Raw genomic sequence first — 25,006 nt, 5'->3', positions numbered from 1 at the left:
TAAAAATAAAATTTCACATGTCCGAAAAAGCCATACATCCCAAATCCTAGCCTAAAAACCTGATCAATATCATATATAGATTGTATTTTTAAGAAGAGATTCTGCCTTTAAATGAGGTTTGCTTAATAGCAATATATTTGCTGTCCTTCAAATGGATCATTGCAACACAAATATTTTTATTATCTTCAGTTTTGAAAATTTCTATAAACAATATTTACAATCACACTGTACTATTGCTATGATAAAACCATATTTTAAAGATATTTTTTAGCAAATACTATTTTCAGAAGTTATAAATGAAGATCAATCCATTTCAAATAGACATTATCCATCATTTTAGATGGGCTATTCTTGTCACTATAATAGGAATTTTACTAAGTATTGGGATCGGATGGGAAACAAGTCATACACTATCCGGAACAAGCGAAATACTATATATCTGTATCATACTGGCGATAATAGAAATATCTTTATCCTGTGATAATGCCATTCTTAATGCAAAAAATATACAAAAAATGTCTCCTCTGTGGCAAAGAAGATTTCTCACTTGGGGAATAGTAATAGCAGTATTTGGTATGCGAATAGTATTTCCAATTATAATTGTTTGCATTGTAGCAACAATAAATCCTATTGAAGCAGTAAAAATTGCTATATTTTCTCCTCAAGATTACTTAAAAATTATTTCTGATGCTCATATACCTATCGCAGGATTTGGGGGCACATTTTTAATGATGGTTAGCCTTACATTTTTTTTTAATAGAAATAAAAATATTCACTGGATTAATTTTTTAGAAATTCCTATGTCCTATTTATCCAGAATTAGAGGGATAAAATTTTTTCTTGTCTTATTATTAATTATAGGAATATCCTGTATACTATCCATAAGAGATATTTATATTCTAATTTTTTCTTCTACTTTTGCTCTAATGACATTTTATGCTATCAATTTTTTAGAGAGCATATTATCAGGTGATAATCAAACAAAAAGCGTTGCACAAAAAAAACATGGACTGAGCTTATTTTTATATCTTGAGATCATCGATGCAAGTCTTTCATTTGATGGAGTTATTAGTTCTTTTGCAATTACAAAAAACTTTTTTATTATAATAATCGGACTGACGATTGGTGCAGTATACGTTCGTTCAATGACAGTTTTAATGCTCAAAAAAGGAATGCTGCAAAAATATAAATATCTTGAACATGGATCATTTTATTCTATTTTTGTTCTTTCTATAGTCATGTTTTTGCAAACCGTGATCAATGTTCCCGAAATATTCACGGGAACAAGTAGCGTTCTATTGATTATTTTATCTATTTATTCGTCAATAAAGAATGATTCTCGTAATCCAAAACAAAAAAATAAAATTGATTTTTTTATAAAATTATATGCTATCAAATATCTTTTTTATCTTTCAAACAGATACAATGTTTTTTTATTGTATTACGCCTAGATATTGACATGCGAAACAATTTCTACCACTCGATTAGCAGGTAAGTAAAAATAATCAGATGGATCTTCTGCATAAGCAAACATCATAATAAATAAATTATCTTGCCAATTAGGCATACCAGAACGAGATATCGGTACTAATTTACGACGTCCTAGATAGAAAGATGTATTCATAATTTCAAATTTTAATCCATTATTTCTTAGATCTGCGAGTGCTTGAGAAACATTCTGCTCTTCCATATATCCAAAGAATAATTGAATACGTGAAAAGCTTTCAGAAATTTTTTCGCATATAAAGCGTTCTTCTTTGGGCAAACGTGGTTGATTAGCGGTATTAATTGTAAGAATAATATTCTGCTCATGTAATACGTGATTGTGTTTGATATTCTGTAGTAAAGCATCAGGAACAGCTTCTGAATCACTTGTCAAGAAAATTGCAGTACCAGGAACTTTCTGGCTTGATTTTTCTATTGAAAGAATAAAAGACTGAACAGGAATATCGGTATGACGCGTCAATGTAGATAAAAGATTTGTTCCTCTTATCCAAGTCCACATTATTACTATAAACAAAGTAGCAATAAGTAATGGAACATATCCTCTGTCAAAAAATCTGAGTAAATTTGCCCCTAAAAAAGTCATTTCAATTAATAATAATGGTAAGATAAAAATGATAACTTTAGAAAGTTTCCATTTCCAATATACTCGTGAAAATACAGAAAACATGATTGTAGAAATGACCATAGTTCCACTAACAGAAATTCCATACGCAGATACCAGAGATTCAGAATTTTTAAAACCAATTACAAATACCATGACTCCCAGAAACATAAACAAATTGATACTTGGCAAAAACATTTGTCCCTTAAGCGTCTCTGAAGTAAAAAATATCTTCATAGGTGGTAAAAACCCTAAATGAATCGCCTGTCTTGTTAATGAAAATGTTCCTGTAATAACGGCTTGACTAGCAATAACCGTTGCACATGTTGCCATCAAAATTGCAAAAGGCAAGAACCATCCCGCAAACATCATATAAAAAGGATCTGCTATAGCTTCAGGATTTGCGAGTACTAAGGCTCCTTGCCCTAGATAATTGATTGTTAAGGCAGGGAAAATAATCATCCAAGCATATTGAATTGGTTTGCGCCCGAAATGTCCAAGGTCAGCATAAAGAGCTTCGGCTCCTGTAATAGTTAAAAACACTGAAGCTAATACAAGAAGAGAAACGCTTCCTTTCCCAACAACCATATATAAAGCATATAGAGGATTAAAAGCTGCAAGAATACCCCAATCATCCGATATATGGATTAATCCAGATATTGTTATCATTAAAAGCCAAATGACCATAATAGGAGAAAAAAAACAAGCTATTCCTTGAGTTCCATGAGATTGAATCATAAACAATAAAATTAATATTCCTAGCGCAATAAGAATAATAAAACCATCCAATTCCGGCATTATATATCTTATACCTTCTACTGCAGAAAGAACGGAAAGTGCTGGAGTTACCATAGTATCTCCAATAAATAACGCAAAACCAATCAAACCTAATACTATTAATATATTTGAATGTTGGGGAATTTTTTTCAATAACAAAGCAAGAAGAGATAATATTCCCCCTTCACCACCATTATCAGCTCTTAATAATAATAACACATATTTTATTGTTACAATTATAGTAAGGATCCAAATCATCAAGGAAACCAAACCTATAACCTCTACCCTTCCTACGAGAGAAGTATGATTCATTGTTTTTAATGCTTCTTTAAAAGCATACAAAACACTAGTACCAATATCTCCATAAACGACACCTATGGATTCAAACATTAGATAAAAAGGATTTCTATTATTCTTTTGAAGATCTTCTCTACAAGTATTCATGATACAAACATTTGCCTCTACAAATTAACCACTTCTCTAGTGAGACCCTTCTTGAACTAAAAAACATTTTTTTACAATAATCAAAACGGATAATAGTGAATATATGTATTTGTTTTTCATAAGATTTATATTTTTGATAAAAGATATTCTTGGATACGATCCGAAATTTTTTGATACATTTTTGAAACGACCGAATTTGGATTATCTATTACAATTGGGATTCCTAGATCTGATAAAATTCTAACATCCATATCAAAAGGAATTGATTCTAGAAAAGGTATACCCATCTTTTCTGCTTCGGCACGTACTCCACCATTTCCAAATAAATCATATCTTTTTCCGGTATCAGAAGTTACGAAATAACTCATATTTTCGATTATACCAATGATAGGCACTTTCATCTTTTGATACATATTAATCGCTCTTTTCACATCAATTAGAGCCAAATCTTGCGGAGTAGAAACAATCACAACACCAGAAAGAGGAATTTTTTGCGCAACAGTTAAATGAGCATCCCCTGTTCCAGGAGGCATATCTATCAATAAAAAATCCAATTGACCCCAAGAAACATTCTGAAACATATGCATTATAGCGGATTGTACCATTGGACCACGCCATATCATGGCCACATTATCATCTACAAGAGAAGCCATGGACATTATTTTTATTCCATAATTTTCCATAGGCTTTAGGATTTTTTTTTCTAATATTTCTGCTTTTCCAGATAATTGTAGCAGTTTTGGTATGGAAGGACCATAAATATCTGCATCGAGTATGGCGACATTTTTATTTTTATTTTTCAAGGCACAAGCGAGATTAACGGCTGTAGTTGATTTGCCGACGCCACCTTTTCCGGAAGCTATTGCGATGAGTGCATTAATTTTTAATTTATTTTCAATTATTGGATCTAGGATAGGTTTACTTTTATTTTCAGTTAGAGTAACGACAGCATTTTTAATTTGCGGGATATTTTGGACAATTTGTTGTGCATTCAAGCGCAAGGATTGCAATTGTTGTGCTAGATTATGAGGGACTGTTATGGATAGGTAGGCAGTATTTTGGACAATGCAGATATTGGATAGTCTTTTCATATCCACGATATTAATTGTTTCTCCTGGTATGTACAGGATTTTCAACGCATCCAAAATTTGTTGCTCTATGTTTTGGTTCATTGTAATAAGATTCCATAATACAATGGTTGCGGGGGTAGGATTTGAACCCACGACCTTCAGGTTATGAGCCTGACGAGCTACCAGACTGCTCCACCCCGCGACAATAATTTTCATCAATATACAATTAACAATAAAATAGAAACCCGCTTTTTATAGACCTGGCAGCGACCGACTCTCCCGCATCTTGAGATGAAGTACCATAGGCGCTAGGGCATTTAACGGCCGTGTTCGAAATGGGAACGAGTGCAGAAACCCCGCAAAAGCCACCAAGTCTATAAAAAACGAATGGAAAATGGTCTAAAACATTCTATGACTATGGACAATAAGAGCAATCAAGCCAATCGAGCTATTAGTACTGGTCAGCTTCACTAGTTACCTAGCTTCCACATCCAGCCTATCAACGTGGTAGTCTCCCACAGCTCTGATAGGGAATACTCGTTTTTAGGTTGGTTTCCCACTTAGATGCTTTCAGCGGTTATCCATTCCGTATTTAGCTACCCTGCTATGCTATTGGCATAACAACAGGTCCACCAGAGATACGTCCATCCCGGTCCTCTCGTACTAGGGAAAGATCCTGTCAATATTCCTACACCCACGGCAGATAGGGACCGAACTGTCTCACGACGTTCTGAACCCAGCTCACGTACCGCTTTAATTGGCGAACAGCCAAACCCTTGGGACCTTCTACAGCCCCAGGATGCGATGAGCCGACATCGAGGTGCCAAACAACCCCGTCGATATGAGCTCTTGGGGGTCATCAGCCTGTTATCCCCGGCGTACCTTTTATCCGTTGAGCGATGGCCCTTCCACTCGGAACCACCGGATCACTATGACCGACTTTCGTCTCTGCTCGACTTGTCAGTCTCACAGTCAGGCAGGCTTATGCCATTGCACTCAACAAGCGATTTCTGACCGCTCTGAGCCTACCATCGCGCGCCTCCGTTACTCTTTCGGAGGCGACCGCCCCAGTCAAACTACCCACCATACAATGCCCCGGCCCCGGATAACGGAGCGCAGTTAGACGTCCACATGGATAAGGGTGGTATTTCAAGGATGGCTCCACAAAAACTAACGCCTCTGCTTCAATGCCTACCACCTATCCTACACATATCAACGCAAACGCCAATGTAAAGCTATAGTAAAGGTGCACGGGGTCTTTCCGTCTAACCGCAGGAACCCCGCATCTTCACGGGGAATTCAATTTCACTGAGTCTGCGTTGGAGACAGTGGGGAAGTCGTTACGCCATTCGTGCAGGTCGGAACTTACCCGACAAGGAATTTCGCTACCTTAGGACCGTTATAGTTACGGCCGCCGTTTACTGGGGCTTCAATTCAGAGCTCTCACCCCTCCTATTAACCTTCCAGCACCGGGCAGGCGTCAGGCCCTATACTTCGTCTTACGACTTCGCAGAGCCCTGTGTTTTTGGTAAACAGTCGCTACCCCCTAATCTGTGACACCTCCTCCTGGTTGCCCAAAAAAAGGTCACGCTTATCCCGAAGTTACGCGTGCAATTTGCCGAGTTCCTTCAACGCAGTTCTCTCAAGCGCCTTAGTATACTCTACCTGACCACCTGTGTCGGTTTCGGGTACGGTCTATACGGTGAAGCTATTTCCTGGAATTAATCCAAAGCACATCTAATCCAATAAAAATGTACAATATACTTAATCCGTCACTTACACCAGGCCCACAAATATTAATGTGGTTCCCATCAGCCACGCGTTTCCGCCTCACCTTAGGGGCCGGCTAACCCTGCTCAGATTAACTTTAAGCAGGAACCCTTGGTCTTTCGGCGAGAGGGTTTCTCACCCTCTTTATCGTTACTCATGTCAACATTCTCACTTCCGATACCTCCAGAAGTCCTCACAGATCCTCCTTCATCAGCTTACGGAACGCTCCGCTACCACTCGCTTACCTTAAAAAAAATAAACAAATCCTCAGCTTCGGTGCATGGCTTGAGCCCCGTTACATTTTCGGCGCAAAAATCCTTAATTTTAGACCAGTGAGCTGCTACGCTTTCTTTAAATGATGGCTGCTTCTAAGCCAACATCCTGGTTGTTATGGGATTTTTACTTCCTTTCCCACTTAGCCATGACTTCGGGACCTTAGCTGGAGGTCAGGGTTGTTTCCCTCTCCACAATGGACGTTAGCACCCACTGTGTGTCTGCCAACTATTACTCCTCGGTATTCGGAGTTTGGTTAGGATCAGTAAGGCGGTAAGCCCCCATAGCCTATCCAGTGCTCTACCCCCGAGGGTATTCAGTTAACGCTCTACCTAAATAGATTTCGCGGAGAACCAGCTATCTCCGAGTTTGATTGGCCTTTCACCCCTAGCCACAAGTCATCCCAATCTATTGCAACAGATACGGGTTCGGTCCCCCAATTGGTGTTACCCAACCTTCAACCTGCTCATGGCTAGATCACTCGGTTTCGGGTCTAATGCAACAAACTAAACGCCCTATTCAGACTCGCTTTCGCTGCGCCTACACCTATCGGCTTAAGCTCGCTTGCCACACTAAGTCGTTGACCCATTATACAAAAGGTACGCCGTCAGCTTTACAGCCTCCGACTGTTTGTAGGCATTCGGTTTCAGGGTCTATTTCACTCCCCTAGTAGGGGTTCTTTTCGCCTTTCCCTCACGGTACTAGTCCACTATCGGTCATGCACGAGTACTTAGGCTTGGAGCGTGGTCGCCCCATCTTCAAACAGGATTTCACGTGTCCCGCCCTACTCAAGGATAGAAAAAATTATTACGTGTACGGGGCTATCACCTTCTATGGCTTACCTTCCCAGATAATTCTACTTAAATCTTCCCTACCACTGGCCTGATCCGCGTTCGCTCGCCACTACTAACGGAGTCTCAATTGATGTCCTTTCCTACAGGTACTTAGATGTTTCAGTTCCCTGCGTTCGCTTCTTTTACCCTATTTTATTCAGGTAAAGATACCTTCAAATACCTAGAAAATTAAACCTTAATAGTATACTTTCCTAGACATCTAAGGTGGGTTGCCCCATTCGGAAATCTACGGATCAATGCTCATTTGCAGCTCCCCGTAGCTTATCGCAGCGTATTACGTCCTTCATCGCCTGTGCATGCCAAGGCATCCACCAAATGCCCTTATCGCGCTTGATCACTCTCATTGTCAATACGTCATAAAATTCATTACAAACGTTTCTTAATTAAAAAAACATAAATAAATTATGCTCTTTCAATAGACCAATTTCCTGAGATAAATCTTCAACGTGCGGTTATACAACGTCGGTACCTCCTATATCGCATACAATGCCAATATAAAAAATACAAAAAAATCTACCTTCTATTCAATTTTCAAAAAACTATTGCTCTAAAAAAAAATCCCCTAGAGCAAAAAAACTATAAATTCGCAATTGGTGGAGCCGAGCGGGATCGAACCGCTGACATCCTGCTTGCAAAGCAGGCGCTCTCCCAGCTGAGCTACGGCCCCTTGCCTGATTGAATGGTGGGCCCAGGTAGATTCGAACTACCGACCTCACCCTTATCAGGGGTGCACTCTAACCGCCTGAGCTATGGGCCCTTAACATAAACTCAAATGACCCCATCAATCGCAAAATTATTCAAAAAGAAAGAGAAACACGGACGGCGATCCCTTAGAACTTGCTAAAATTAACAAATCCTTTTCTCGAGCTTATCGCTCTAATTCTTTAAAAAATGCTCAGATCATTAAATAAATCTAACAATACTAAACATCTTCCTTAGAAAGGAGGTGATCCAGCCACAGGTTCCCCTACGGCTACCTTGTTACGACTTCACCCCAGTCGCCGACCCTACCGTGGCCGGCTGCCTCCTTACGGTTAGCGCACCGTCTTCAAGCAAAACCAACTCCCATGGTGTGACGGGCGGTGTGTACAAGGCCCGAGAACGTATTCACCGCGGCATGCTGATCCGCGATTACTAGCGATTCCAACTTCATGCACTCGAGTTGCAGAGTGCAATCCGAACTGAGATGGCCTTTTGGGATTAGCTCCGCCTCGCGACTTCGCAACCCATTGTAACCACCATTGTAGCACGTGTGTAGCCCAGCCCATAAGGGCCATGAGGACTTGACGTCATCCCCACCTTCCTCCGGATTATCACCGGCAGTCCCTATAAAGTACCCAACATCTAGATAAAATCTAAACTTGATGGCAACTAGAGGTAGGGGTTGCGCTCGTTGCGGGACTTAACCCAACATCTCACGACACGAGCTGACGACAGCCATGCAGCACCTGTATAAAGGTCTCCGAAAAGAAAATACCATCTCTGATATCGTCCTCTATATGTCAAGGGCTGGTAAGGTTCTGCGCGTTGCATCGAATTAAACCACATGCTCCACCGCTTGTGCGGGCCCCCGTCAATTCCTTTGAGTTTTAATCTTGCGACCGTACTCCCCAGGCGGAGTGCTTAATGCGTTAGCTGCGCCACTGAATGGTAAACCACCCAACAGCTAGCACTCATCGTTTACAGCGTGGACTACCAGGGTATCTAATCCTGTTTGCTCCCCACGCTTTCGCGCCTCAGCGTCAGTATCAGGCCAGTGAGCCGCCTTCGCCACTGGTGTTCCTCCGAATATCTGCGAATTTCACCTCTACACTCGGAATTCCACTCACCTCTCCTGAACTCTAGATAACCAGTATTAAAGGCAGTTCCAAGGTTGAGCCTTGGGATTTCACCCCTAACTTAATTACCCGCCTACGCGCCCTTTACGCCCAGTTATTCCGAACAACGCTCGCCCCCTTCGTATTACCGCGGTTGCTGGCACGAAGTTAGCCGGGACTTCTTCTCCGGATACCGTCATTATCTTCTCCGGCGAAAGAGCTTTACAACCCTAAGGCCTTCTTCACTCACGCGGCATGGCTGGATCAGGGTTGCCCCCATTGTCCAATATTCCCCACTGCTGCCTCCCGTAGGAGTCTGGGCCGTGTCTCAGTCCCAGTGTGGCTGATCGTCCCCTCAGACCAGCTATAGATCGTAGCCTTGGTAGGCCTTTACCCCACCAACTAGCTAATCTAACGCGGGCTCATCTCTCTCCAATAAATCTTTCCCCTTCTCAGGGCGTATACGGTATTAGCACACGTTTCCGTGCGTTATCCCGTAGAAAAAGGTAGATTCCCACGCGTTACTCACCCGTCTGCCGCTCCTATTAAAAATAAGCGCTCGACTTGCATGTGTTAAGCCTGCCGCCAGCGTTCGTTCTGAGCCAGGATCAAACTCTCATGTTCTTGCCAAAGGCGCCACCATGTAAAAAAAATCCTAATGCTAAAACATCTCTCAACGTCATAACAACCAGAAAAACATGAAAAAAAAACGCCTCCTACCTTCGTAATTAAATCCTTAATTACAAATATAAAAAATCGCCGCCCATGTCTCCCTTTCTTCTCTATTCTATTCTCAAATAACATCCGCCATACTAAAACAATTGCCATAAATAAGTCAATAAAAAATAATCAAAAAATATTACCACCACTCAAACCATTATTAACCATACTCAAACCCTATAATTTGACTCTTAGTAAGAAAAATTATATCCCCTTACAAATTATGCACTGTTGAAAAATGGATCTTACAAAAAACGACATAAGTTAGAAAAACCATATTGTAGAATATTGCTTAAATGAACAACCATCCCCCAAGAAAACCAATAACGAGAATTATTTCTGAAGCTTATATTCCCGAATTGCCGAATTATTATCCTGGCAAAGTTCGGGAAAACTACTTTTTAAACGATGGAACTCGCATTACCATAGCAACAGACAGATTGAGCGCCTTTGACCGCAATATTACCTGTATTCCGCACAAGGGAGAGCTGTTGAACAAAATAACACAATACTGGTTTCAACATACATCAGATATCTGTGAAAACCATGCATTAGATTATCCAGATCCTAATGTTTTGGTTGGCAAACAATTGCAAATGTTTCCGATCGAATTAATCGTGCGCGGATATCTAGCGGGTAACACCAAGACATCCCTCCTTACCTTCTACAAAAAGGGACAGCGCACAATATATGGGCATTCCCTGCCTGATAACATGCATGATAATCAAAAATTACCCCACACTATCATAACCCCTACAACAAAATCCTCAGGACCCAATTTCGAACATGACAAACCTATTTCTCCGCACGAAATTATTCAAAAGGGAATTCTCACTCAAAATCAATGGGAAACAATTTCTTCTTATGCCCTTGCTCTCTTTGAGCGTGGATGCAAACTTGCATCAGAACGTGATTTAATTCTCGTCGACAGCAAGTACGAATTTGGACTCGACAAAAAAAACAATATCGTTCTAGCCGATGAAATTCATACACCCGATTCTAGCCGTTATTGGAAAGCTGAAACCTATGAAAAATCATTAAAAGAAGGAACTTCTCCTGAAGGGCTGGATAAGGATTTAATCCGCAATTGGATACTCACACATTGCAATCCCTATAAAGATAATATCCCTAATATTCCCGAAAATATACTACTTCACATATCACAAACTTATATGACAGCTTATGAAAGAATAACAGGATTAAAATTTATTGGCGAAAATTCAGACTTCTCCCCCTTACACCGAATCCGCAATAACTTAGAGCAATATATAAATCGCTGTTGCACATAAAAAATATTTGCACATATTCATAAGATGACAATATTCTTCAAAATAAAAGTTGTTTAAAAAAACCTACCTGAAAGTTCTTAAAGCTGACACAACAATATTTTTATTATGATTAAGTCAACGCTGTTTTTAAATGTCAATTTAAAGCCTCAAGGACAAAATGGTCTCATCTCATCTTCTACCACATTATAAAAGCTGAACACAGTTAATATTGATTCTATTTTAATACTTTTTCCCTAAATCTACTAATCGTATAAATCTTTGATTACATACATTGATAATTGTAAAAAATGCACCTCAATATAAAAAGTTAGATAGTATTCTGATTATGACTCTTGACACTGTCATGTAATTCTTGCAATTGTCGTGTAATGAAATTTAGATTTAAAGTCAGTAGACATTAATTCTTAACTATGCTTTTTATAAGGTTTATCATTTTCCCTGGTAGCTCAGCGGTAGAGCATTCGACTGTTATCGACAGGTCGCCGGTTCGAATCCGGCCCGGGGAGCCACCTGATAATGCAAATAATTGATTTAATGATTTTTTTTACAAGATATAGTCTTGCCTTTTAGAAGGTGCGACTAACTATGTATCCGCACCCCGCCTCAACCTCTCTTCTCAACACCAATCCTCTAAGTTTTTGGACCCTCCTACATAAATCCATCTTGTGCATTGAGGCTTCATATCACTCTTCTGCATCAACACATCTTCGAAGAGTGGAGTATTTTATATCGACCAACTCCAATATTAAAAATGAAATAACATATAGCTGAAAGTCTATTCTCTCCCGCTTCTGCTAAAATCGAAGATATAACCAAGGCTTGATTGATAGTTTTAGAAATGTTTTGAAGCAAAAGAGTATTCGCTTGTTGTTCAGTGATTAGCAATCCTTTAGCAATACATCTAGTATGGCCATAACCAATAGTCCACACTCCAGCAGAACATCGGTAAGCCGATAGGCGAAGCCCCTCAAATCTTTTGATTAAATCAATTAAAAGATCTGTCATTGTATTGACTAAAACAATCTATAAGTGGTACTTGATCAATAATTACGTGGAAATTGGCAACGTTAACGCATATCGAGAGTGAATCATTAGTATCAAAAGTGGTCAGATAAAATATAAGACTCCAAATTGTTGAACTCTTACACTCTATCATATTTTAATGTGCCAACGTATTTTTATTAATTTATTAAAACCAAAGAATTTATTTATGATGTCAAAAAAAGTGCATTAACTTCCGTACTGTTATCATCATCTGTGTTGTTAAGTAAACGTTAACGCATATCGAGAGTGAATCATTAATATCAAAAGCGATCAGATAAAATATAAGACTCCAAATTGTTGAACTCTTACACTCTGTCATATTTTAATGTGCCAACGTATTTTTATTAATTTATTAAAACCAAAGAATTTATTTATGATGTCAAAAAAAAATGCATTAACTTCCGTACTGTTATCATCATCTGTGTTGTTAAGTAGTTGTGATGGGTTAGAATCTGAATCTTATATCACTCCTGCGGAGATAGCTCAAATACCAAGAGGACCGTTAAATGATAATCAGTCTTCAACAGAATCTACGCTAGGAAACGAACAAACTCCAGCTTTACCGTCTCAAGCAGTTAAGACCCTCTCTAATAATAAAAACGAAAATGTGGCTCATGAGGATAAGGATACAGAGAACGGTAGTAAAATCACTCCAACCACGTCAGAAAATATCAACAAGGAAATAACGAAACAAAATTCCAAAAGTGAAAAAAATCATGAAAAGGAAGGTTGGTTCAAAAGATTGTCATTCTTCAAAAGAATCTACGCTAGGAGCAGAGATAGCTCAAATATTAAAGAGAACCTTTAAATGATAATCAGTCTTCAAAAGAATCTACGCTAGGAAACGAACAAACTCTAGCTTTACCGTCTCAAGCAGTTAAGACCCTCTCTAATAATAAAAACGAAAATGTGGCTCATGAGGATAAGGATACAGAGAACGGTATTAAAATCACTCCAACCACGTCAGAAAATATCAACAAGGAAATAACGAAACAAGATTCCAAAAGTGAAAAAAATCATGAAGATGAAGGTTGGTTCACTTGGTTAATGAGCGATCCTCTAAAATATTGGAATAAGGAATAAAATATAACAGTTAAATCAATGGCTTAACAACCCATAACCCCGAATATATAGGGCGTTGATTCTACCATGTTTTCTTTATTGCAACCCCGCACCTTTTAGGTATCAGATTATTTAATATTTTTAAGCTGGATTTGGATCGTCTGGATCTTTCGGGAAAACTAGATAGAGCATGATTGCAATGGTTAAACCCACGAAGATGCACATTATTGGTGTTCTCGGGTTTGATCTCAAATTCTTCTAGTTCTTTCTCCATCTCAAAGTGCTAGCTCGATATCTTCTTATTCCAAGATTAAAAACAAAATCTCCAATTGCTGATATGCGGTTTTCACCAGCATGAATAAGAATCGGAGAAACGGTAAATACTTGGCTTAAGCACTTCGAAACATCCCATTTAAGAAAATCATCTACTTATTGTTCAGTTTCTCAAAAACATCAGATCCAGTATGTCCATAACCGATAGTCCAAATGACAGCGGGACATCGATAGGCGTTCAGTCTTAAGCCTTCAAATCCCTTAACCAAATCAATTAAAAGATGTAATCTGGTATTGACTCGCGCAATTTATAGGTTTATAGGTGTTAGCTAATATATATTTACATTAAATTAGATTAAAATACGAACAACGATGTTGCGTATATTAGGAAACAACATAAATATGAAAAAGCTAAGTTTAATTTCTACAGTTGCAATGCTATCAACAGCCATTTCCTTAGGTGGTTGTAATAAGACGAAATCTAAAGCAGTAGAATCGGCAAATAAAGTAGCTGAAGTAGCTAAAGCAGCTAAACCAGCTGGAGAATCTAAAGCAGCTGATGATGCAAGAAAAGCTGAAGAAACAAAGAAAAGCTGAAGAAAAAAGAATAGCTGACGAAGCTAAAGCAGCTGATGATGCAAGAAAAGCTGAAGAAAAAAGAAAAGCTGAAGAAAAAAGAATAGCTGACGAAGCTAAAGCTAAACCAGCTGAAGCACCTAAACTAGTTGGAGTAGCTAAAGAAGAAGATGATGATACATCACCTGAAATAGCTGCAATAACTGGTAATTCAGTGACTAAAGCTAACTAACCCCGTTTCTTCTGCACAATTTTATCTGTGCACCAGAAACCTAGGATACAAGCTATAATATCTTGTTCAAATGGGCTTAGGATCGAAAGGGGGCTTCTGTCAAAGATGCCCCCTTTCACACTCCACCAGACCAATAACGGAAAACAATAATCCAAAAAAAGGTTGTGAGAGGACGGATTAAGGCGTTAAAGCCATCAATCCATTTAACACCACTCTTGACCTTTTGAGCTTTTATTCTTGCTAATCTGATTGGCTGATCGACTTTAAGTTCTTCAATCCCCAATTTAATATCTGCAAGATCTAGCTAAGTAGCACTTTGAATCCTGGTTTGCTCAGGCTTCATTTTATCGTATTCAATCGATTGTTTTTGCATCAGATATTCTAATACACCATCAAATACAGATGGAAAAAAACGAAGAGCACTAAATAGGCCACCCTGCAAGAAACGACTCCATCATCCTTTAATCCAATTCTTGAGATTATAGAGTGCGTAGATGATGGCAGAAAGGGAAGCGGTTATTGCACCGCTCGTTTTAATAAATGAAGCAAGACCTTTTGAAGTGTTGAGAAGATTAAAAATCTCTTCTATTCCTTTTTGTTGGCGATAATCCCCTCCACACAAAAAAAGCTAAAAACTTCGCCCTATTAAGACCAAGCGGACAATTCCGCACCACTCCTCTTTCTAGCGACAAAGACCCATCTTTTGCATTCATAAGAAGAACGCTCACTCTTCTTAATCAACACGCTTGCAAAAGCACGGAGTCCTTCTCCCAATTGTTAATATGCGCTTTTCACTTACTGAGATAAGAAATAGAAATGCAATAGATAGAATAAATATAAGCATTACTCAGACAATAGAGAAAATAATTATAGTATAGGAATATCTTTGGCACATACCATTATCAAAGGATGAAGCAGATTAATTTAAAGCTTTAGAATGCCTGCCTAAGATTTTTAAAAAAATGGTAAATTTTTCGAAGAAACATCCTGCAAACCGCTAAATTGCCCACCTTTTTTGCGATGTAAATGAAATTGTAAGCCATCTTTCCTCTCCCAAGCCACCAATAGCCTCTCCTATTTCATATCTTATTGCATCAAGAGATGAAATTCGCTTAATTGGATAATGCAAGGGAACAATCAAATATATTTCTATAACGCGAGCACGACCAGTCTTGGTAACATATGTATAAAAATCAAGAAATCCATGGCGAATGACAATCGGATAAAGAACCTCTCTCACTTGCAAATCAAGTTCGGGCGGAGTCATCTGAAATATTTCAAATGTCGCACACTTCATCGTATAAATCGCCGATGGGATAATAAACAAACAAATCCCCATTAAAACAATTGAATCAACATAAAAAACGATCCAATGATATGCGCTACTTTTGAGCAATATTCCGCATATAAAAGCGAAGACAATAGCCAATAAGAGCAATCCTGCAACAATCCAAGCCTTAGCATCTAGTGCTATAAAATCAGATTTTATATGTTTATTACATCGCCGTTCATATAGTCCCATAATAAAACAGATAATTGATGCCACAATAGAGTAAAGGACAGCTTTTTCAAAATCAATATTATGCCCACCAGAAATGATGTTCAAAATAGAAATAATGAATTCATAAAACGTTACACAAATTAAAACAATAGAATTAAAAGCCAAAACCATCGGCTCAAAATGCCAAAAACCAAATTGGAAATATCTTTTTCTCTCACCGTTATCTACTTCTAAAGTATCCCGCGATATGAGCCTGACAACTAATAAAGATAGCGTTGTCATCCCCGCATCTAGATATGAATAAAAGCCATCAAAAACAATCGACGAAGAATCTGTAATGATCCCAACAATCAAATTCGCTGATGCCATGAGAATCGTGACACCAATGGATAGCTTTAATAGCCTTTCTTCTGATTTTGATCTTGCTTTATAATCCTGCATCTAGTAATCTTACACTATATTGTTATGGTAATCTACGAACAATGATATTTTTATTTTTCAGAATTGTTTTAAATTTGAAAAATAATTATTTGATACCATATACCAAAATCCTCTCTGTTATTGTTTTTGAATAGTAGATAAACTGGAGTAAAAATGTATGGCCTTTGAATTGCCAAATCTACCCTATGATTACGATGCTCTTTCTCCGTATATGTCACCAGAAACTCTTAAATACCACCATGGTGTGCATCATAAGACTTATGCTGACAATGCGTTGAAACTTGCGTCCGATGCCGAAATGTTACATTCACCACTTGAAGAGATCATAATAAAATCATATGGTTCTAATGCTGGACTCTTTAACAACGCATCCCAATACTATAATCACAATCTTTTTTGGTTATGTATGAAAAAAAATGGCGGAGGAGAAAAAATACCTCAAGTCCTGAGTGATGCTATCAATTCTAATTTTGGAAGCTACGAGAAATTTAAATCTGATTTTATCACAGCCGCTTGTACACAGTTTGCATCTGGCTGGACATGGTTATCTGTTAAAAATGGAAAATTAGAAATATCGAAAACCCAAAATGCCGAAAATCCTCTTATCAATGGAGCAACACCTATCCTTGGTATAGATGTATGGGAACATGCTTACTATTTAGATTTTCAATATAAGCGTAGCAGTTATGTAGAAAACTTTGTTTCCCATCTTATAAATTGGGAATATGTCCATGAACGCTATGAATCAACCATATTAACCCAGAAGTCTTCTTTGTAATTTATCATATAAGCAACGTATTTTTATTTCAAAAAAATCAGTGTTTGAAAAATATAAAGAAAAGAAACGATACTACCATTTGTCTTAATAGGCGAATGGTAAAAAAATGAGTATCCCACACTCTTTGAGAGTATAGCATGCTCATGCGACATATTTTTTTTTATTCAGGAATATTATTATTCCCTTCTTGCGAAATATTAAAAAATTTATCTATAAGTATGCTTATAGACATTCTCAGTGCGCTTTAGAGCAAAAAATAAAACTAACCATACTGTCACAATAAAATATTTATATTTTAAAAACACTATACTTTTCATAAACGTAAATACCTATTTCTTTATAAACATATCAATAGTGATATTTATGCCAAAATAAATATTAAACAGCAAACAATACATTAAAACTATCTGCTATCATCAAGAATTCTTCATGCATTTATTTCGAGTGCGAACCCGATATATTACTGTTCAAAAAAACGACACCCAATATAAATTTAAAATAATTTTAAAGACCTTATAACTTGAATAATCATAAGAAAAAAAACAATCTACTAACGTTGAATTTTTCATTGTTGAACAAGATCTTCTTCTTTACATTCAAGGTTATCAAGCTCATCCATAATTCTCTTCTTCAGAACATCAGACGCCTTAAAAACCATTACGCGACGTGATCCAATCATAACCTCTTGATTAGTTTGTAAATTACGACCAACCCGTGGACCTTTTTTTCTTACACGAAAAGTAGCAAAAGAAGAAATTTTTATTGCTTCTCCACGAGCAGCAGAATCACAAATTTCATTAAATACTGTCGTAACAAAAAATGTAGAATCCTTTCTAGAAAGACCAAAATTTTTTGAAATAGATTTGGCCAAATCTGACCGGGTTATAGTTTTGTTCATAACACACCATCCATTTATTTGTAACTATCCACGCCAAAAAAAACAATACTTCCAAGATAATAGAATTTCAATTTACCAACGCAACAAGACAGCGCCTGAAGTAAATCCCCCACCCATGGCCTCTAACAAAAGACAATCCCCTTTTTTAATCCGCCCTTCCTTGACAGCCACAGATAAAGCAAGAGGAATAGATGCAGCAGAAGTATTGCCATGTATATCCACCGTAACAATTACCTTATCAGAAGAAATATTCATTCTTTCCGATATGCTATTTATAATACGCAGATTGGCCTGATGAGGAACAAACCAATCAATATCCGCAATTGTTAAATTAGAAGAATCTAAAACTTTTTTTATCAACTCAGCAGCTGATTCGACTGCATATTTAAAAACTTCTCTCCCCTTCATACGAACATATCCAACGGTCCCAGAAGTAGAGGGACCACCATCTACGTGCAATTTCTCAATGTGTGAACCATCAGAGTATAAATATGTCGACAATATTCCTATATCAGAATCAGAACTTTGAACTTGCGTTGCCTCAAGGATTAAAGATCCTGCACCATCACCAAATAAAATGCAAGTAGAACGATCAGACCAATCAATAATACGCGAAAAAGTATCAGCTCCAATCACCATAACACGCTGTACAACTCCCGAACGTATATAAGCATCCGCCGTAGTAATTGCATAAAGAAATCCAGAGCAAACAGCCTGAATATCGAATGCAAAACCTTTTTTCATCCCTAAACGATTTTGAACATTCACAGCAGTTGCAGGAAAAGTTTGATCTGGAGTAGATGTAGCTAAAATTATCAAATCAATATCATCTGCATTCATTTTTGCTTGATATAAAGCATCACGAGCAGCAGCCTCTCCAAGAGAAGCCGTTGTTTCACCTTTTCCAGCAATGTGACGCTGACTAATACCAACACGTCTTCTAATCCAATCGTCAGAGGTATCAATAATACTCTCTAAATCGGCATTCGACAACACTTTTTTTGGAAGAGATGAGCCAAATCCCCGTACAACAGAACGAATCATACTTTTTGCTTTCTTCCATAATCTGACAAAATGGTCTTTCCAGTAACATTCAACGAATTATCTCGCATTCGCTGCATATCAACCTTTACCATATCTATAAAACCGTTCCGAGACATATTCCGAGCAATCCCTAATACATTAAATATAGACTTAGCATTACTACTCCCATGTCCTTTTACAACTAGCCCATCAACACCTAGAAGGACTCCTCCATTAAAATTACCTGGATCAAATCCTTCTTTTACCTCTTGCAAAGCACGTCTAATTAAAAGACAACCAATTCGAGAAAATAACGTCCGATTTAAAGACTTTTTCAAAACTCCCGAAATATGACGAACAGCTCCCTCTGCAGATTTAATTGCAATATTTCCAGAAAAGCCTTCTGTCACAACGACATCAACTAAACCTTTAGAAATATCGCTAGCTTCAACAAAGCCCTTATATTTAAAATCACCACAATACTCTTCACGCAATAAACGTCCTGATTCTTGAAGAACATTATGCCCTTTTGTTTCCTCCGTCCCAACATTCAGCAATCCCACGGAAGGGCATTCTATTCCTAGCGCAGATCGCGCAAGAACGCTACCTAAAATTGAAAGCTGTATCATATGCGATACAGTAGAGCCGATAGTAGCCCCAACATCTAATATAATGCATTTTCCTTGAAAAGTTGGCCAAAATGCCGCAAGTGATGGGCGATCAACACCACTTATCTTACTCAAGCATAACCTTGCCATAGCAATTAATGCGCCAGTATTCCCAGCCGTTACAACAGCTGTTGCTTTTTTTTTCTTTACAGCTTCTATAGCACACCACATACTAGATACATTGCGACCTCTTCGTAACGCATCCGCCGGCCTCTCATCCATAGCGATAGAGACGTCACAATGATGAAACGAGCTATTCTGCTTTAATTTTGCATAAGAATCCAAAATCGGCAAACAAACTTTTTCATCTCCATACATTAAAAAACGAACTTCAGGATTAGCTTCAAGAAATCTAGACGCCCCTGGAATAAGATCCTTTGCTCCTAAATCTCCCCCCATGAGATCAAGAGAAATTATACAGTTAGCACTCATTCTCAAAACATCCATTTTGATTCATTGTTATCCCTTCTCATAGACATTAAAACAATTCCAAAATATACGACATTTATTATTTTAAAATCCTTTTTACCTTACCTTATTAGATTATCCCCAAAAATACTAAACGGCATTTGAATTAGTTATTATCATATATATCAGAAAATAGGATACCTTCTTTTTTGGGATAGGGATCGATTGCCACCGCTATAAAGTCAGCAACTACCGCACCAATATCAATTATTCCATCCTTTGAAAAGGGTAGAATATCAAGCTCTCGTACTTCAACAACGCTTTTTTTACCAGAAGTATCACCATTTGGATACAAGAACTTTGACGAAGATGGTACAAAAATACACCCTAAAGATTCTTCTATTTTTAATAGAAGGGGATCAAGTGTGATTACGCAAGCCTGCACAATCGTTGCACATACCTTACCTGACAAGCGAATCCCCCCTTTTTTCCAACTAAAAAGTTTGACATCAGCACACAAATTATCGACTGAGAGCACATCCCATTCTTCTGCTAATTTTTGACAATCCAACCTATTCGCTTCGATTTTCATATTTATCGGAACGGACTGAATGCTCACGCAATATGAAAAATTTTTTCCATCTGTCTTCGCCATAATTTAAAGTGCCTTGATTTTTTGTAGATTGATTTTATTAATATTTTATGGACAATGCAATTTTTTAAGCATTCTTATGGTTAAGCCAACCTTTAAAAACAACACAATCAAACCTCTTAATTATACCGTAATAATATATGTGGACAATATTATTTGTTTTCAATTATATATGGTTAGGTTAGGTATTATATAGTATCGTTTCCTATGATTCTATACAACAGGGAGGTATGAGAAGAGTGTTGCTCTTAAATAATTTTCTTTTTAAACATCTTTTTCTCAACAAAGTAATATTGATTGCTTTACTCCTAACCATTAGTATGGGCAATCTTCATGTATCTCATGGAGAAGATAATAGCGTTGGTGGCGTCGTCTTAGATCAAGCTCTTCTTTCTCTGATCCACAGGCAATCATCCCGCGAACATGTTATTCAGACTCTTGGATCCCCCTCTTTTACTATTTTTGACCCTCATAACTATGGGATGCAGTCTTTTTATTACGTTTCCCAAAAGAAAAAAATTTTTCCATTCCATTTTTTAAGACCCACGATCACAAATAGAACTGTTTTGAAAATCGTTTTTGGGAAAGAGGGATTGGTTTCCAAGATTTCAATACAAAGCCTGAAAGATAGAAGATTCAATCCGAATCAACATGAGACAACTGTCCCGATAACAAAAGAAAGTGATTTTTTCGATCGCTTACTCAACCCTGACAAGAAACCAGTCAAGCTTGGTTCCTAAATTGGTTGGTTGTTAGGATCTCCCCTTTTTTTTGGTTTTAAAACTTCATTTAAAATAAAGAGAGAATTAGAAAATGAAACTTCATCCCCCCTCTGAAGACGAGAATACATTGAAAAAAGAGGATTCATTTTCCTGGTTGACTTATCCATTTCCTGAAAAGGTTAAAGGGATTAAAGTTATTCGACGAAATGGAAAAACCACTCCCTTTGATCCTTCAAAAATAAGCTGGGCAATTATGAAAGCATTTATAGCTGTTGAAGGAAAAAGTGCATCTAGCTCGAGTCGAGTCCGAAATATTGTTAACGTTTTGACCGAGGAAACTGTCTTAAAATTATTACACGAGTATAGTTCTAATCTTATAATACACATTGAAGCTATCCAGGATCAGGTCGAAGCATCGTTAATGCGTAACGACCATCATAAGGTCGCTAGAGAATATGTTCTGTATCGTGAAGAGCGATCTGGTATCCGTACCGCAAAAGCACATTCAAAAAGCGATACACCTCATTTAAAAATAAGAATGGATGATGATACCTTCGTTCCTTTGGATTCTAAAAGATTAAAAATGATTATCGAAGAATCCTGTGCGGGCTTGCAAGACGTTTCGCTGGAGCTCATTCTAAGTGAGACGATTAAAAATATGTACGATGGTATGAGTGAAGTAGAGCTAGAACTAGCCTTGGTTTTCGCCTCCCGCGCTCTTATTGAAAGAGAGCCAAACTACGCAAAAGTTACCACACGTTTACTCTTAGATAAATTACGTCGTGAAGTCTTAACTGCCATCTATAAAACTCCTAAAAAAGCTACCCACCAAGAAATGAGCAATCTGTATAAAAATTACTTTCTTCAGTATATTGAAGAGGGAATTAAAGCTCATTTGCTTGCTGAATCTATGAAAGAATTTGATCTTTCTTATTTGGCAAATGCCTTAAAACCTGATCGTGACCTCATGTTTGAATACCTCGGATTACAAACACTCTACGATCGTTATTTTCTTCATGTGGATGGATCTCGCTTTGAAATGCCCCAAGCATTTTTTATGCGTGTCGCAATGGGGATTGCTTTAAAAGAGCCTGAAAAAGAAAAAAGAGCTGTTGAATTTTATAATCTGATTTCTTCCTTTCATTTTATGTGTTCCACTCCAACACTTTTTAATGCAGGAACACGCCATCCTCAACTTTCTTCTTGTTTCCTTACAACTGTTCCCGATGATTTAGGCGATATCTTTGAAGCAATAAAAGATAATGCTCTTCTTGCTAAGTATTCAGGCGGACTTGGTAACGACTGGACATCCGTACGTGGTCTTGGATCACATATTCAAGGAACAAATGGAAAAAGCCAAGGTGTAATCCCCTTTCTCAAGGTTGCAAATGATACTGCTGTTGCAGTTAATCAGGGGGGAAAACGTAAAGGAGCAGTCTGTGCTTATCTAGAAACTTGGCATATTGATATTGAAGAATTTTTAAATCTCAGAAAAAATACAGGTGATGATCGTAGACGTACCCACGATATGAATACTGCCAATTGGGTCCCTGATCTTTTTATGAAAAGAGTTGAAAAAAATGAGCAATGGACTTTATTCTCTCCTGATGAAGTAGGCGATCTTCATCATCTATACGGACATGATTTCGAAAAAGCTTATAGCAACTACGAAAAGAAAGCAGAGCGAGGAGAAATAAAACTATTCCGTAAAATTGCAGCTGTTAGTTTATGGCGTAAAATGCTGACTATGGTGTTTGAAACAGGGCATCCTTGGATAACCTTTAAAGACCCTTGCAATATTCGTTCTCCTCAGCAACACGTTGGTAACGTACTTTGTTCTAATCTCTGCACAGAAATTACGCTAAATATTTCAAAAGATGAAGTGGCCGTCTGCAATCTCGGATCAATTAACCTTGCTGCTCATCTTACTGAAAATGGACTGGATTACGATAAGTTAGCTAATACTATTCATACAGCTGTGCGCATGCTTGATAACGTTATTGATGTCAATCGATATGCAATTAAGAAAGCAGAAAATTCTAATCGCAAGCATCGCCCTATAGGACTCGGTTTAATGGGTTTTCAGAGTGCGTTACATGCATTACGCATTCCTTATGAAAGTGTTGAGGCTGTTGATTTTGCTGATCAAAGTATGGAGTTTATTTCTTTTCATGCAATATCTGCCTCTACCAATCTTGCAGAAGAACGAGGCCCCTATTCTACCTTTAAAGGTTCTCTATGGTCAAAAGGAATTTTACCTATCGATTCCCTCCAATTATTAGAAGAGGTCCGTGATAAATGTGAAATAGATAAATCTTCACGATTGGGGTGGGATGTTCTCCGAGAAAGGGTAAAATCTGTTGGTATGAGAAATTCCAATTGTATGGCAATTGCACCTACTGCAACAATATCTAATATTTGTGGAGTATCTCAGTCAATTGAACCCTCCTATCAAAATCTTTTTGTTAAGTCCAATATGTCGGGTGATTTTACTATTGTAAATTCTTGTCTCGTCAATGATTTGAAAGCAAGGGGACTTTGGGATGAGGTAATGATTTCTGATTTAAAACATTACGATGGAAGTATTGGAAATATAGAGCGTATCCCCGAAGATCTTAAAAAACTGCATGCCACTGCCTTTGAGATTGATCCAATATGGTTGATTAAAGCGGCTTCACGAAGACAAAAATGGATTGACCAAGCACAATCATTGAATTTGTATTTATCTGATCCAAGTGGGAAAAAGCTTGATTTTATTTATCGTCAATCTTGGCTAATGGGTTTAAAAACTACTTATTATTTACGGTCACGATCAGCTACCCATGTTGAAAAATCTACTCTAAAAGAAGTAGATGGCAAATTGAATTCTGTTCCTATTATGGATCATAATTCTAGTGAACTTTTATCTACCCCTCAATCATCCTGTGATTCGGGAGTGGAATGTGAAGTCTGTCAATAAAAATAGGTGGCTGAAAAATAGAATCTTCTTTCTTTTAAATCGTTTTTTCATATATGACATCGATTTCCTGTGTTTTTATTCATTTTTCGTTCTTTAAATCATTTTTCCCAGATATAATCACCATTGTCCTAAAATACCGTAAGATCAATAACTTACTCTTTAAATCTTAGATCTTCACATCTTTGATTTCACACTATTTTTTTATATGTCTCTCACACCTTTTATATGCTTTTTGACAATACTTTAATAGCGTTTGATGACATTTTTTTTCTTGTCAGCTTCTTTCGTGTATACTTCAGCCATACTGAGTTTTGACCATCCGTACATCGCCATTAATTCATGAGAACGTACACCTGCATTCGCCATAATCGTTGCCCCCGCTTTTCTTAATCCGTGTGCTGTACACTGGTTAGGCAAATCTGCTTTTTTGCATTGATTTTTAAACCATGATCCGAACGACTCCTCGTTTGCGTACTTTTTACCTGATGGGGATGTTAAGAATACTTCTCCTGTGTACTGTGTGGCTTCAATACTCTTTTGTAAAGTACCAGCTATTGGTATAGTAACATGTGTTCCTGTCTTTTTAGTTTGGATGGAAAAAAACCATCTTTAATATGCTGTTTTCCTACTCTCATAACATCCGATCGT

At 37.6% G+C, this 25,006-nt stretch carries 19 protein-coding genes, 4 tRNA genes, 3 rRNA genes and 1 pseudogene; 9 read left to right on the top strand and 18 right to left on the bottom strand.

The annotated features are described in order from the left end of the window. Nucleotides 1-296 precede the first annotated feature (296 nt). Nucleotides 297-1,451, top strand: a complete 1,155-nt coding sequence (locus tag CKC_RS02855) for a DUF475 domain-containing protein (RefSeq protein WP_013461989.1) — start codon at nucleotides 297-299, stop codon at nucleotides 1,449-1,451. Here the strand turns inward: CKC_RS02855 and CKC_RS02850 are convergent. The 8 genes from CKC_RS02850 to CKC_RS02815 all read right to left on the bottom strand — a co-directional run bounded on the left by CKC_RS02850 (nucleotide 1,448) and on the right by CKC_RS02815 (nucleotide 9,736). Beyond that, nucleotides 1,448-3,328 carry a potassium transporter Kup gene (locus CKC_RS02850; RefSeq protein ID WP_013461988.1) on the bottom strand — a complete coding sequence of 627 codons (1,881 nt, stop codon included), beginning with the start codon at nucleotides 3,326-3,328 and terminating at the stop codon, nucleotides 1,448-1,450. The genes CKC_RS02855 and CKC_RS02850 overlap by 4 nt on opposite strands. 125 nt (nucleotides 3,329-3,453) lie before the next feature. Beyond that, nucleotides 3,454-4,500 (bottom strand): Mrp/NBP35 family ATP-binding protein, encoded by a 1,047-nt coding sequence (locus CKC_RS02845; protein WP_013461987.1) that lies wholly within the window; start codon nucleotides 4,498-4,500, stop codon nucleotides 3,454-3,456. Between the two features lie 23 nt (nucleotides 4,501-4,523). Then, nucleotides 4,524-4,600, bottom strand: a tRNA-Met gene (locus tag CKC_RS02840). Nucleotides 4,601-4,656: 56 nt separating this feature from the next. Beyond that, nucleotides 4,657-4,771, bottom strand: a 5S ribosomal RNA gene (gene rrf, locus CKC_RS02835). Nucleotides 4,772-4,828: 57 nt separating this feature from the next. Then, nucleotides 4,829-7,631 (bottom strand): 23S ribosomal RNA (locus CKC_RS02830). A 255-nt stretch (nucleotides 7,632-7,886) separates the two neighbouring features. Beyond that, nucleotides 7,887-7,962: transfer RNA gene (locus CKC_RS02825), tRNA-Ala, on the bottom strand. A gap of 13 nt (nucleotides 7,963-7,975) precedes the next feature. Next, nucleotides 7,976-8,052 (bottom strand) — tRNA-Ile (locus CKC_RS02820). Between the two features lie 182 nt (nucleotides 8,053-8,234). Next, nucleotides 8,235-9,736, bottom strand: a 16S ribosomal RNA gene (locus CKC_RS02815). Together the 16S, 23S and 5S rRNA genes with 3 tRNA genes alongside form the textbook arrangement of a ribosomal RNA operon. Before the next feature lie 392 nt (nucleotides 9,737-10,128). Here CKC_RS02815 and CKC_RS02810 point away from each other — a divergent pair. Together CKC_RS02810 and CKC_RS02805 are read left to right on the top strand one after the other, a co-directional pair. Next, nucleotides 10,129-11,121 carry a phosphoribosylaminoimidazolesuccinocarboxamide synthase gene (locus tag CKC_RS02810; protein ID WP_013461986.1) on the top strand — a complete coding sequence of 331 codons (993 nt, stop codon included), beginning with the start codon at nucleotides 10,129-10,131 and terminating at the stop codon, nucleotides 11,119-11,121. 435 nt (nucleotides 11,122-11,556) lie between these two features. After that, nucleotides 11,557-11,630 (top strand) — tRNA-OTHER (locus CKC_RS02805). A gap of 187 nt (nucleotides 11,631-11,817) precedes the next feature. Here the strand turns inward: CKC_RS02805 and CKC_RS02800 are convergent. After that, on the bottom strand, nucleotides 11,818-12,126 hold the full coding sequence (locus CKC_RS02800; RefSeq protein ID WP_013461985.1) for a lysozyme: 309 nt from the start codon (nucleotides 12,124-12,126) through the stop codon (nucleotides 11,818-11,820). A 412-nt stretch (nucleotides 12,127-12,538) separates the two neighbouring features. On the opposite strand from CKC_RS02800, the gene CKC_RS02795 reads away from it, so the two are divergent. Beyond that, on the top strand, nucleotides 12,539-12,973 hold the full coding sequence (locus CKC_RS02795) for a hypothetical protein (protein WP_013461984.1): 435 nt from the start codon (nucleotides 12,539-12,541) through the stop codon (nucleotides 12,971-12,973). A gap of 679 nt (nucleotides 12,974-13,652) precedes the next feature. Here CKC_RS02795 and CKC_RS06455 read toward each other — a convergent pair. Then, the gene (locus tag CKC_RS06455) at nucleotides 13,653-13,769 is read right to left on the bottom strand and encodes a glycoside hydrolase family protein (RefSeq protein ID WP_407059606.1); all 117 of its coding nucleotides are present in this window, start codon (nucleotides 13,767-13,769) and stop codon (nucleotides 13,653-13,655) included. A gap of 133 nt (nucleotides 13,770-13,902) precedes the next feature. Here CKC_RS06455 and CKC_RS02790 point away from each other — a divergent pair, with 133 nt between their 5' ends. Both CKC_RS02790 and CKC_RS02785 read left to right on the top strand, forming a co-directional pair. Further along, a complete protein-coding gene (locus CKC_RS02790) occupies nucleotides 13,903-14,097 on the top strand; it encodes a small effector proten (RefSeq protein WP_013461982.1) in 195 nt (64 codons plus the stop codon). After that, nucleotides 14,060-14,308 carry a hypothetical protein gene (locus CKC_RS02785; protein ID WP_143827766.1) on the top strand — a complete coding sequence of 83 codons (249 nt, stop codon included), beginning with the start codon at nucleotides 14,060-14,062 and terminating at the stop codon, nucleotides 14,306-14,308. Before CKC_RS02790 ends, CKC_RS02785 begins: the two co-directional genes overlap by 38 nt. On the opposite strand, the pseudogene CKC_RS02780 reads toward CKC_RS02785, so the two are convergent. From CKC_RS02780 to CKC_RS02775, 3 genes and pseudogenes are all read right to left on the bottom strand, one after another. Then, nucleotides 14,305-14,681, bottom strand: a pseudogene (locus CKC_RS02780) (hypothetical protein). The gene CKC_RS02785 and the pseudogene CKC_RS02780 sit on opposite strands and share 4 nt — an antisense overlap. An 81-nt stretch (nucleotides 14,682-14,762) precedes the next feature. Next, entirely contained in the window at nucleotides 14,763-14,930 is a 168-nt protein-coding gene (locus CKC_RS06125) for a hypothetical protein (RefSeq protein ID WP_013461977.1), read from the bottom strand. A 375-nt stretch (nucleotides 14,931-15,305) separates the two neighbouring features. Continuing rightward, on the bottom strand, nucleotides 15,306-16,250 hold the full coding sequence (locus CKC_RS02775) for a cation diffusion facilitator family transporter (RefSeq protein ID WP_013461976.1): 945 nt from the start codon (nucleotides 16,248-16,250) through the stop codon (nucleotides 15,306-15,308). Nucleotides 16,251-16,407: 157 nt separating this feature from the next. Between CKC_RS02775 and CKC_RS02770 the strand changes: the two genes are divergently transcribed. After that, nucleotides 16,408-17,028: a superoxide dismutase gene (locus tag CKC_RS02770; protein ID WP_013461975.1), complete on the top strand. Its 621-nt coding sequence runs from the start codon at nucleotides 16,408-16,410 to the stop codon at nucleotides 17,026-17,028. Between the two features lie 565 nt (nucleotides 17,029-17,593). On the opposite strand, the gene CKC_RS02765 is transcribed toward CKC_RS02770, so the two are convergent. The 4 genes from CKC_RS02765 to CKC_RS02750 form a co-directional block, all read right to left on the bottom strand. Continuing rightward, on the bottom strand, nucleotides 17,594-17,926 hold the full coding sequence (locus CKC_RS02765) for an integration host factor subunit alpha (protein WP_013461974.1): 333 nt from the start codon (nucleotides 17,924-17,926) through the stop codon (nucleotides 17,594-17,596). 72 nt (nucleotides 17,927-17,998) lie between these two features. Beyond that, nucleotides 17,999-18,970 carry a beta-ketoacyl-ACP synthase III gene (locus CKC_RS02760; RefSeq protein ID WP_013461973.1) on the bottom strand — a complete coding sequence of 324 codons (972 nt, stop codon included), beginning with the start codon at nucleotides 18,968-18,970 and terminating at the stop codon, nucleotides 17,999-18,001. Next, complete coding sequence (plsX, locus tag CKC_RS02755; protein WP_193345358.1) at nucleotides 18,967-20,049, bottom strand: phosphate acyltransferase PlsX; 1,083 nt, start codon at nucleotides 20,047-20,049, stop codon at nucleotides 18,967-18,969. Before plsX ends, CKC_RS02760 begins: the two co-directional genes overlap by 4 nt. Nucleotides 20,050-20,191: 142 nt before the next feature. Continuing rightward, nucleotides 20,192-20,680 (bottom strand): YceD family protein, encoded by a 489-nt coding sequence (locus CKC_RS02750; RefSeq protein ID WP_013461971.1) that lies wholly within the window; start codon nucleotides 20,678-20,680, stop codon nucleotides 20,192-20,194. Between the two features lie 227 nt (nucleotides 20,681-20,907). Between CKC_RS02750 and bamE the strand changes: the two genes are divergently transcribed. Next, nucleotides 20,908-21,417 carry an outer membrane protein assembly factor BamE domain-containing protein gene (gene bamE, locus CKC_RS02745; protein ID WP_044054093.1) on the top strand — a complete coding sequence of 170 codons (510 nt, stop codon included), beginning with the start codon at nucleotides 20,908-20,910 and terminating at the stop codon, nucleotides 21,415-21,417. A 73-nt stretch (nucleotides 21,418-21,490) separates the two neighbouring features. After that, on the top strand, nucleotides 21,491-24,358 hold the full coding sequence (locus CKC_RS02740) for a ribonucleoside-diphosphate reductase subunit alpha (RefSeq protein WP_044054091.1): 2,868 nt from the start codon (nucleotides 21,491-21,493) through the stop codon (nucleotides 24,356-24,358). A gap of 243 nt (nucleotides 24,359-24,601) precedes the next feature. Here CKC_RS02740 and CKC_RS05935 read toward each other — a convergent pair whose 3' ends face one another. After that, complete coding sequence (locus tag CKC_RS05935; RefSeq protein ID WP_244391996.1) at nucleotides 24,602-24,889, bottom strand: tyrosine-type recombinase/integrase; 288 nt, start codon at nucleotides 24,887-24,889, stop codon at nucleotides 24,602-24,604. Between the last annotated feature and the right edge of the window lie 117 nt (nucleotides 24,890-25,006).

The organism is Candidatus Liberibacter solanacearum CLso-ZC1 (assembly GCF_000183665.1).
Classification (GTDB): Bacteria; Pseudomonadota; Alphaproteobacteria; order Rhizobiales; family Rhizobiaceae; genus Liberibacter; species Liberibacter solanacearum.
This window is presented reverse-complemented; position numbering and strand designations above follow the sequence as displayed.

Excerpts from the sequence above, each read along its gene's own strand:
- CKC_RS02855 (WP_013461989.1), top strand. The coding sequence starts at position 297 with ATGAAGATCAATCCATTTCAAATAGACATTATCCATCATTTTAGATGG.
- CKC_RS02850 (WP_013461988.1), bottom strand. The coding sequence starts at position 3,328 with ATGAATACTTGTAGAGAAGATCTTCAAAAGAATAATAGAAATCCTTTT.
- CKC_RS02845 (WP_013461987.1), bottom strand. The coding sequence starts at position 4,500 with ATGAACCAAAACATAGAGCAACAAATTTTGGATGCGTTGAAAATCCTG.
- CKC_RS02810 (WP_013461986.1), top strand. The coding sequence starts at position 10,129 with ATGAACAACCATCCCCCAAGAAAACCAATAACGAGAATTATTTCTGAA.
- CKC_RS02800 (WP_013461985.1), bottom strand. The coding sequence starts at position 12,126 with ATGACAGATCTTTTAATTGATTTAATCAAAAGATTTGAGGGGCTTCGC.
- CKC_RS02795 (WP_013461984.1), top strand. The coding sequence starts at position 12,539 with ATGATGTCAAAAAAAAATGCATTAACTTCCGTACTGTTATCATCATCT.
- CKC_RS02790 (WP_013461982.1), top strand. The coding sequence starts at position 13,903 with ATGAAAAAGCTAAGTTTAATTTCTACAGTTGCAATGCTATCAACAGCC.
- CKC_RS02785 (WP_143827766.1), top strand. The coding sequence starts at position 14,060 with ATGATGCAAGAAAAGCTGAAGAAACAAAGAAAAGCTGAAGAAAAAAGA.
- CKC_RS02775 (WP_013461976.1), bottom strand. The coding sequence starts at position 16,250 with ATGCAGGATTATAAAGCAAGATCAAAATCAGAAGAAAGGCTATTAAAG.
- CKC_RS02770 (WP_013461975.1), top strand. The coding sequence starts at position 16,408 with ATGGCCTTTGAATTGCCAAATCTACCCTATGATTACGATGCTCTTTCT.
- CKC_RS02765 (WP_013461974.1), bottom strand. The coding sequence starts at position 17,926 with ATGAACAAAACTATAACCCGGTCAGATTTGGCCAAATCTATTTCAAAA.
- CKC_RS02760 (WP_013461973.1), bottom strand. The coding sequence starts at position 18,970 with ATGATTCGTTCTGTTGTACGGGGATTTGGCTCATCTCTTCCAAAAAAA.
- plsX (WP_193345358.1), bottom strand. The coding sequence starts at position 20,049 with ATGAGTGCTAACTGTATAATTTCTCTTGATCTCATGGGGGGAGATTTA.
- CKC_RS02750 (WP_013461971.1), bottom strand. The coding sequence starts at position 20,680 with ATGGCGAAGACAGATGGAAAAAATTTTTCATATTGCGTGAGCATTCAG.
- bamE (WP_044054093.1), top strand. The coding sequence starts at position 20,908 with ATGAGAAGAGTGTTGCTCTTAAATAATTTTCTTTTTAAACATCTTTTT.
- CKC_RS02740 (WP_044054091.1), top strand. The coding sequence starts at position 21,491 with ATGAAACTTCATCCCCCCTCTGAAGACGAGAATACATTGAAAAAAGAG.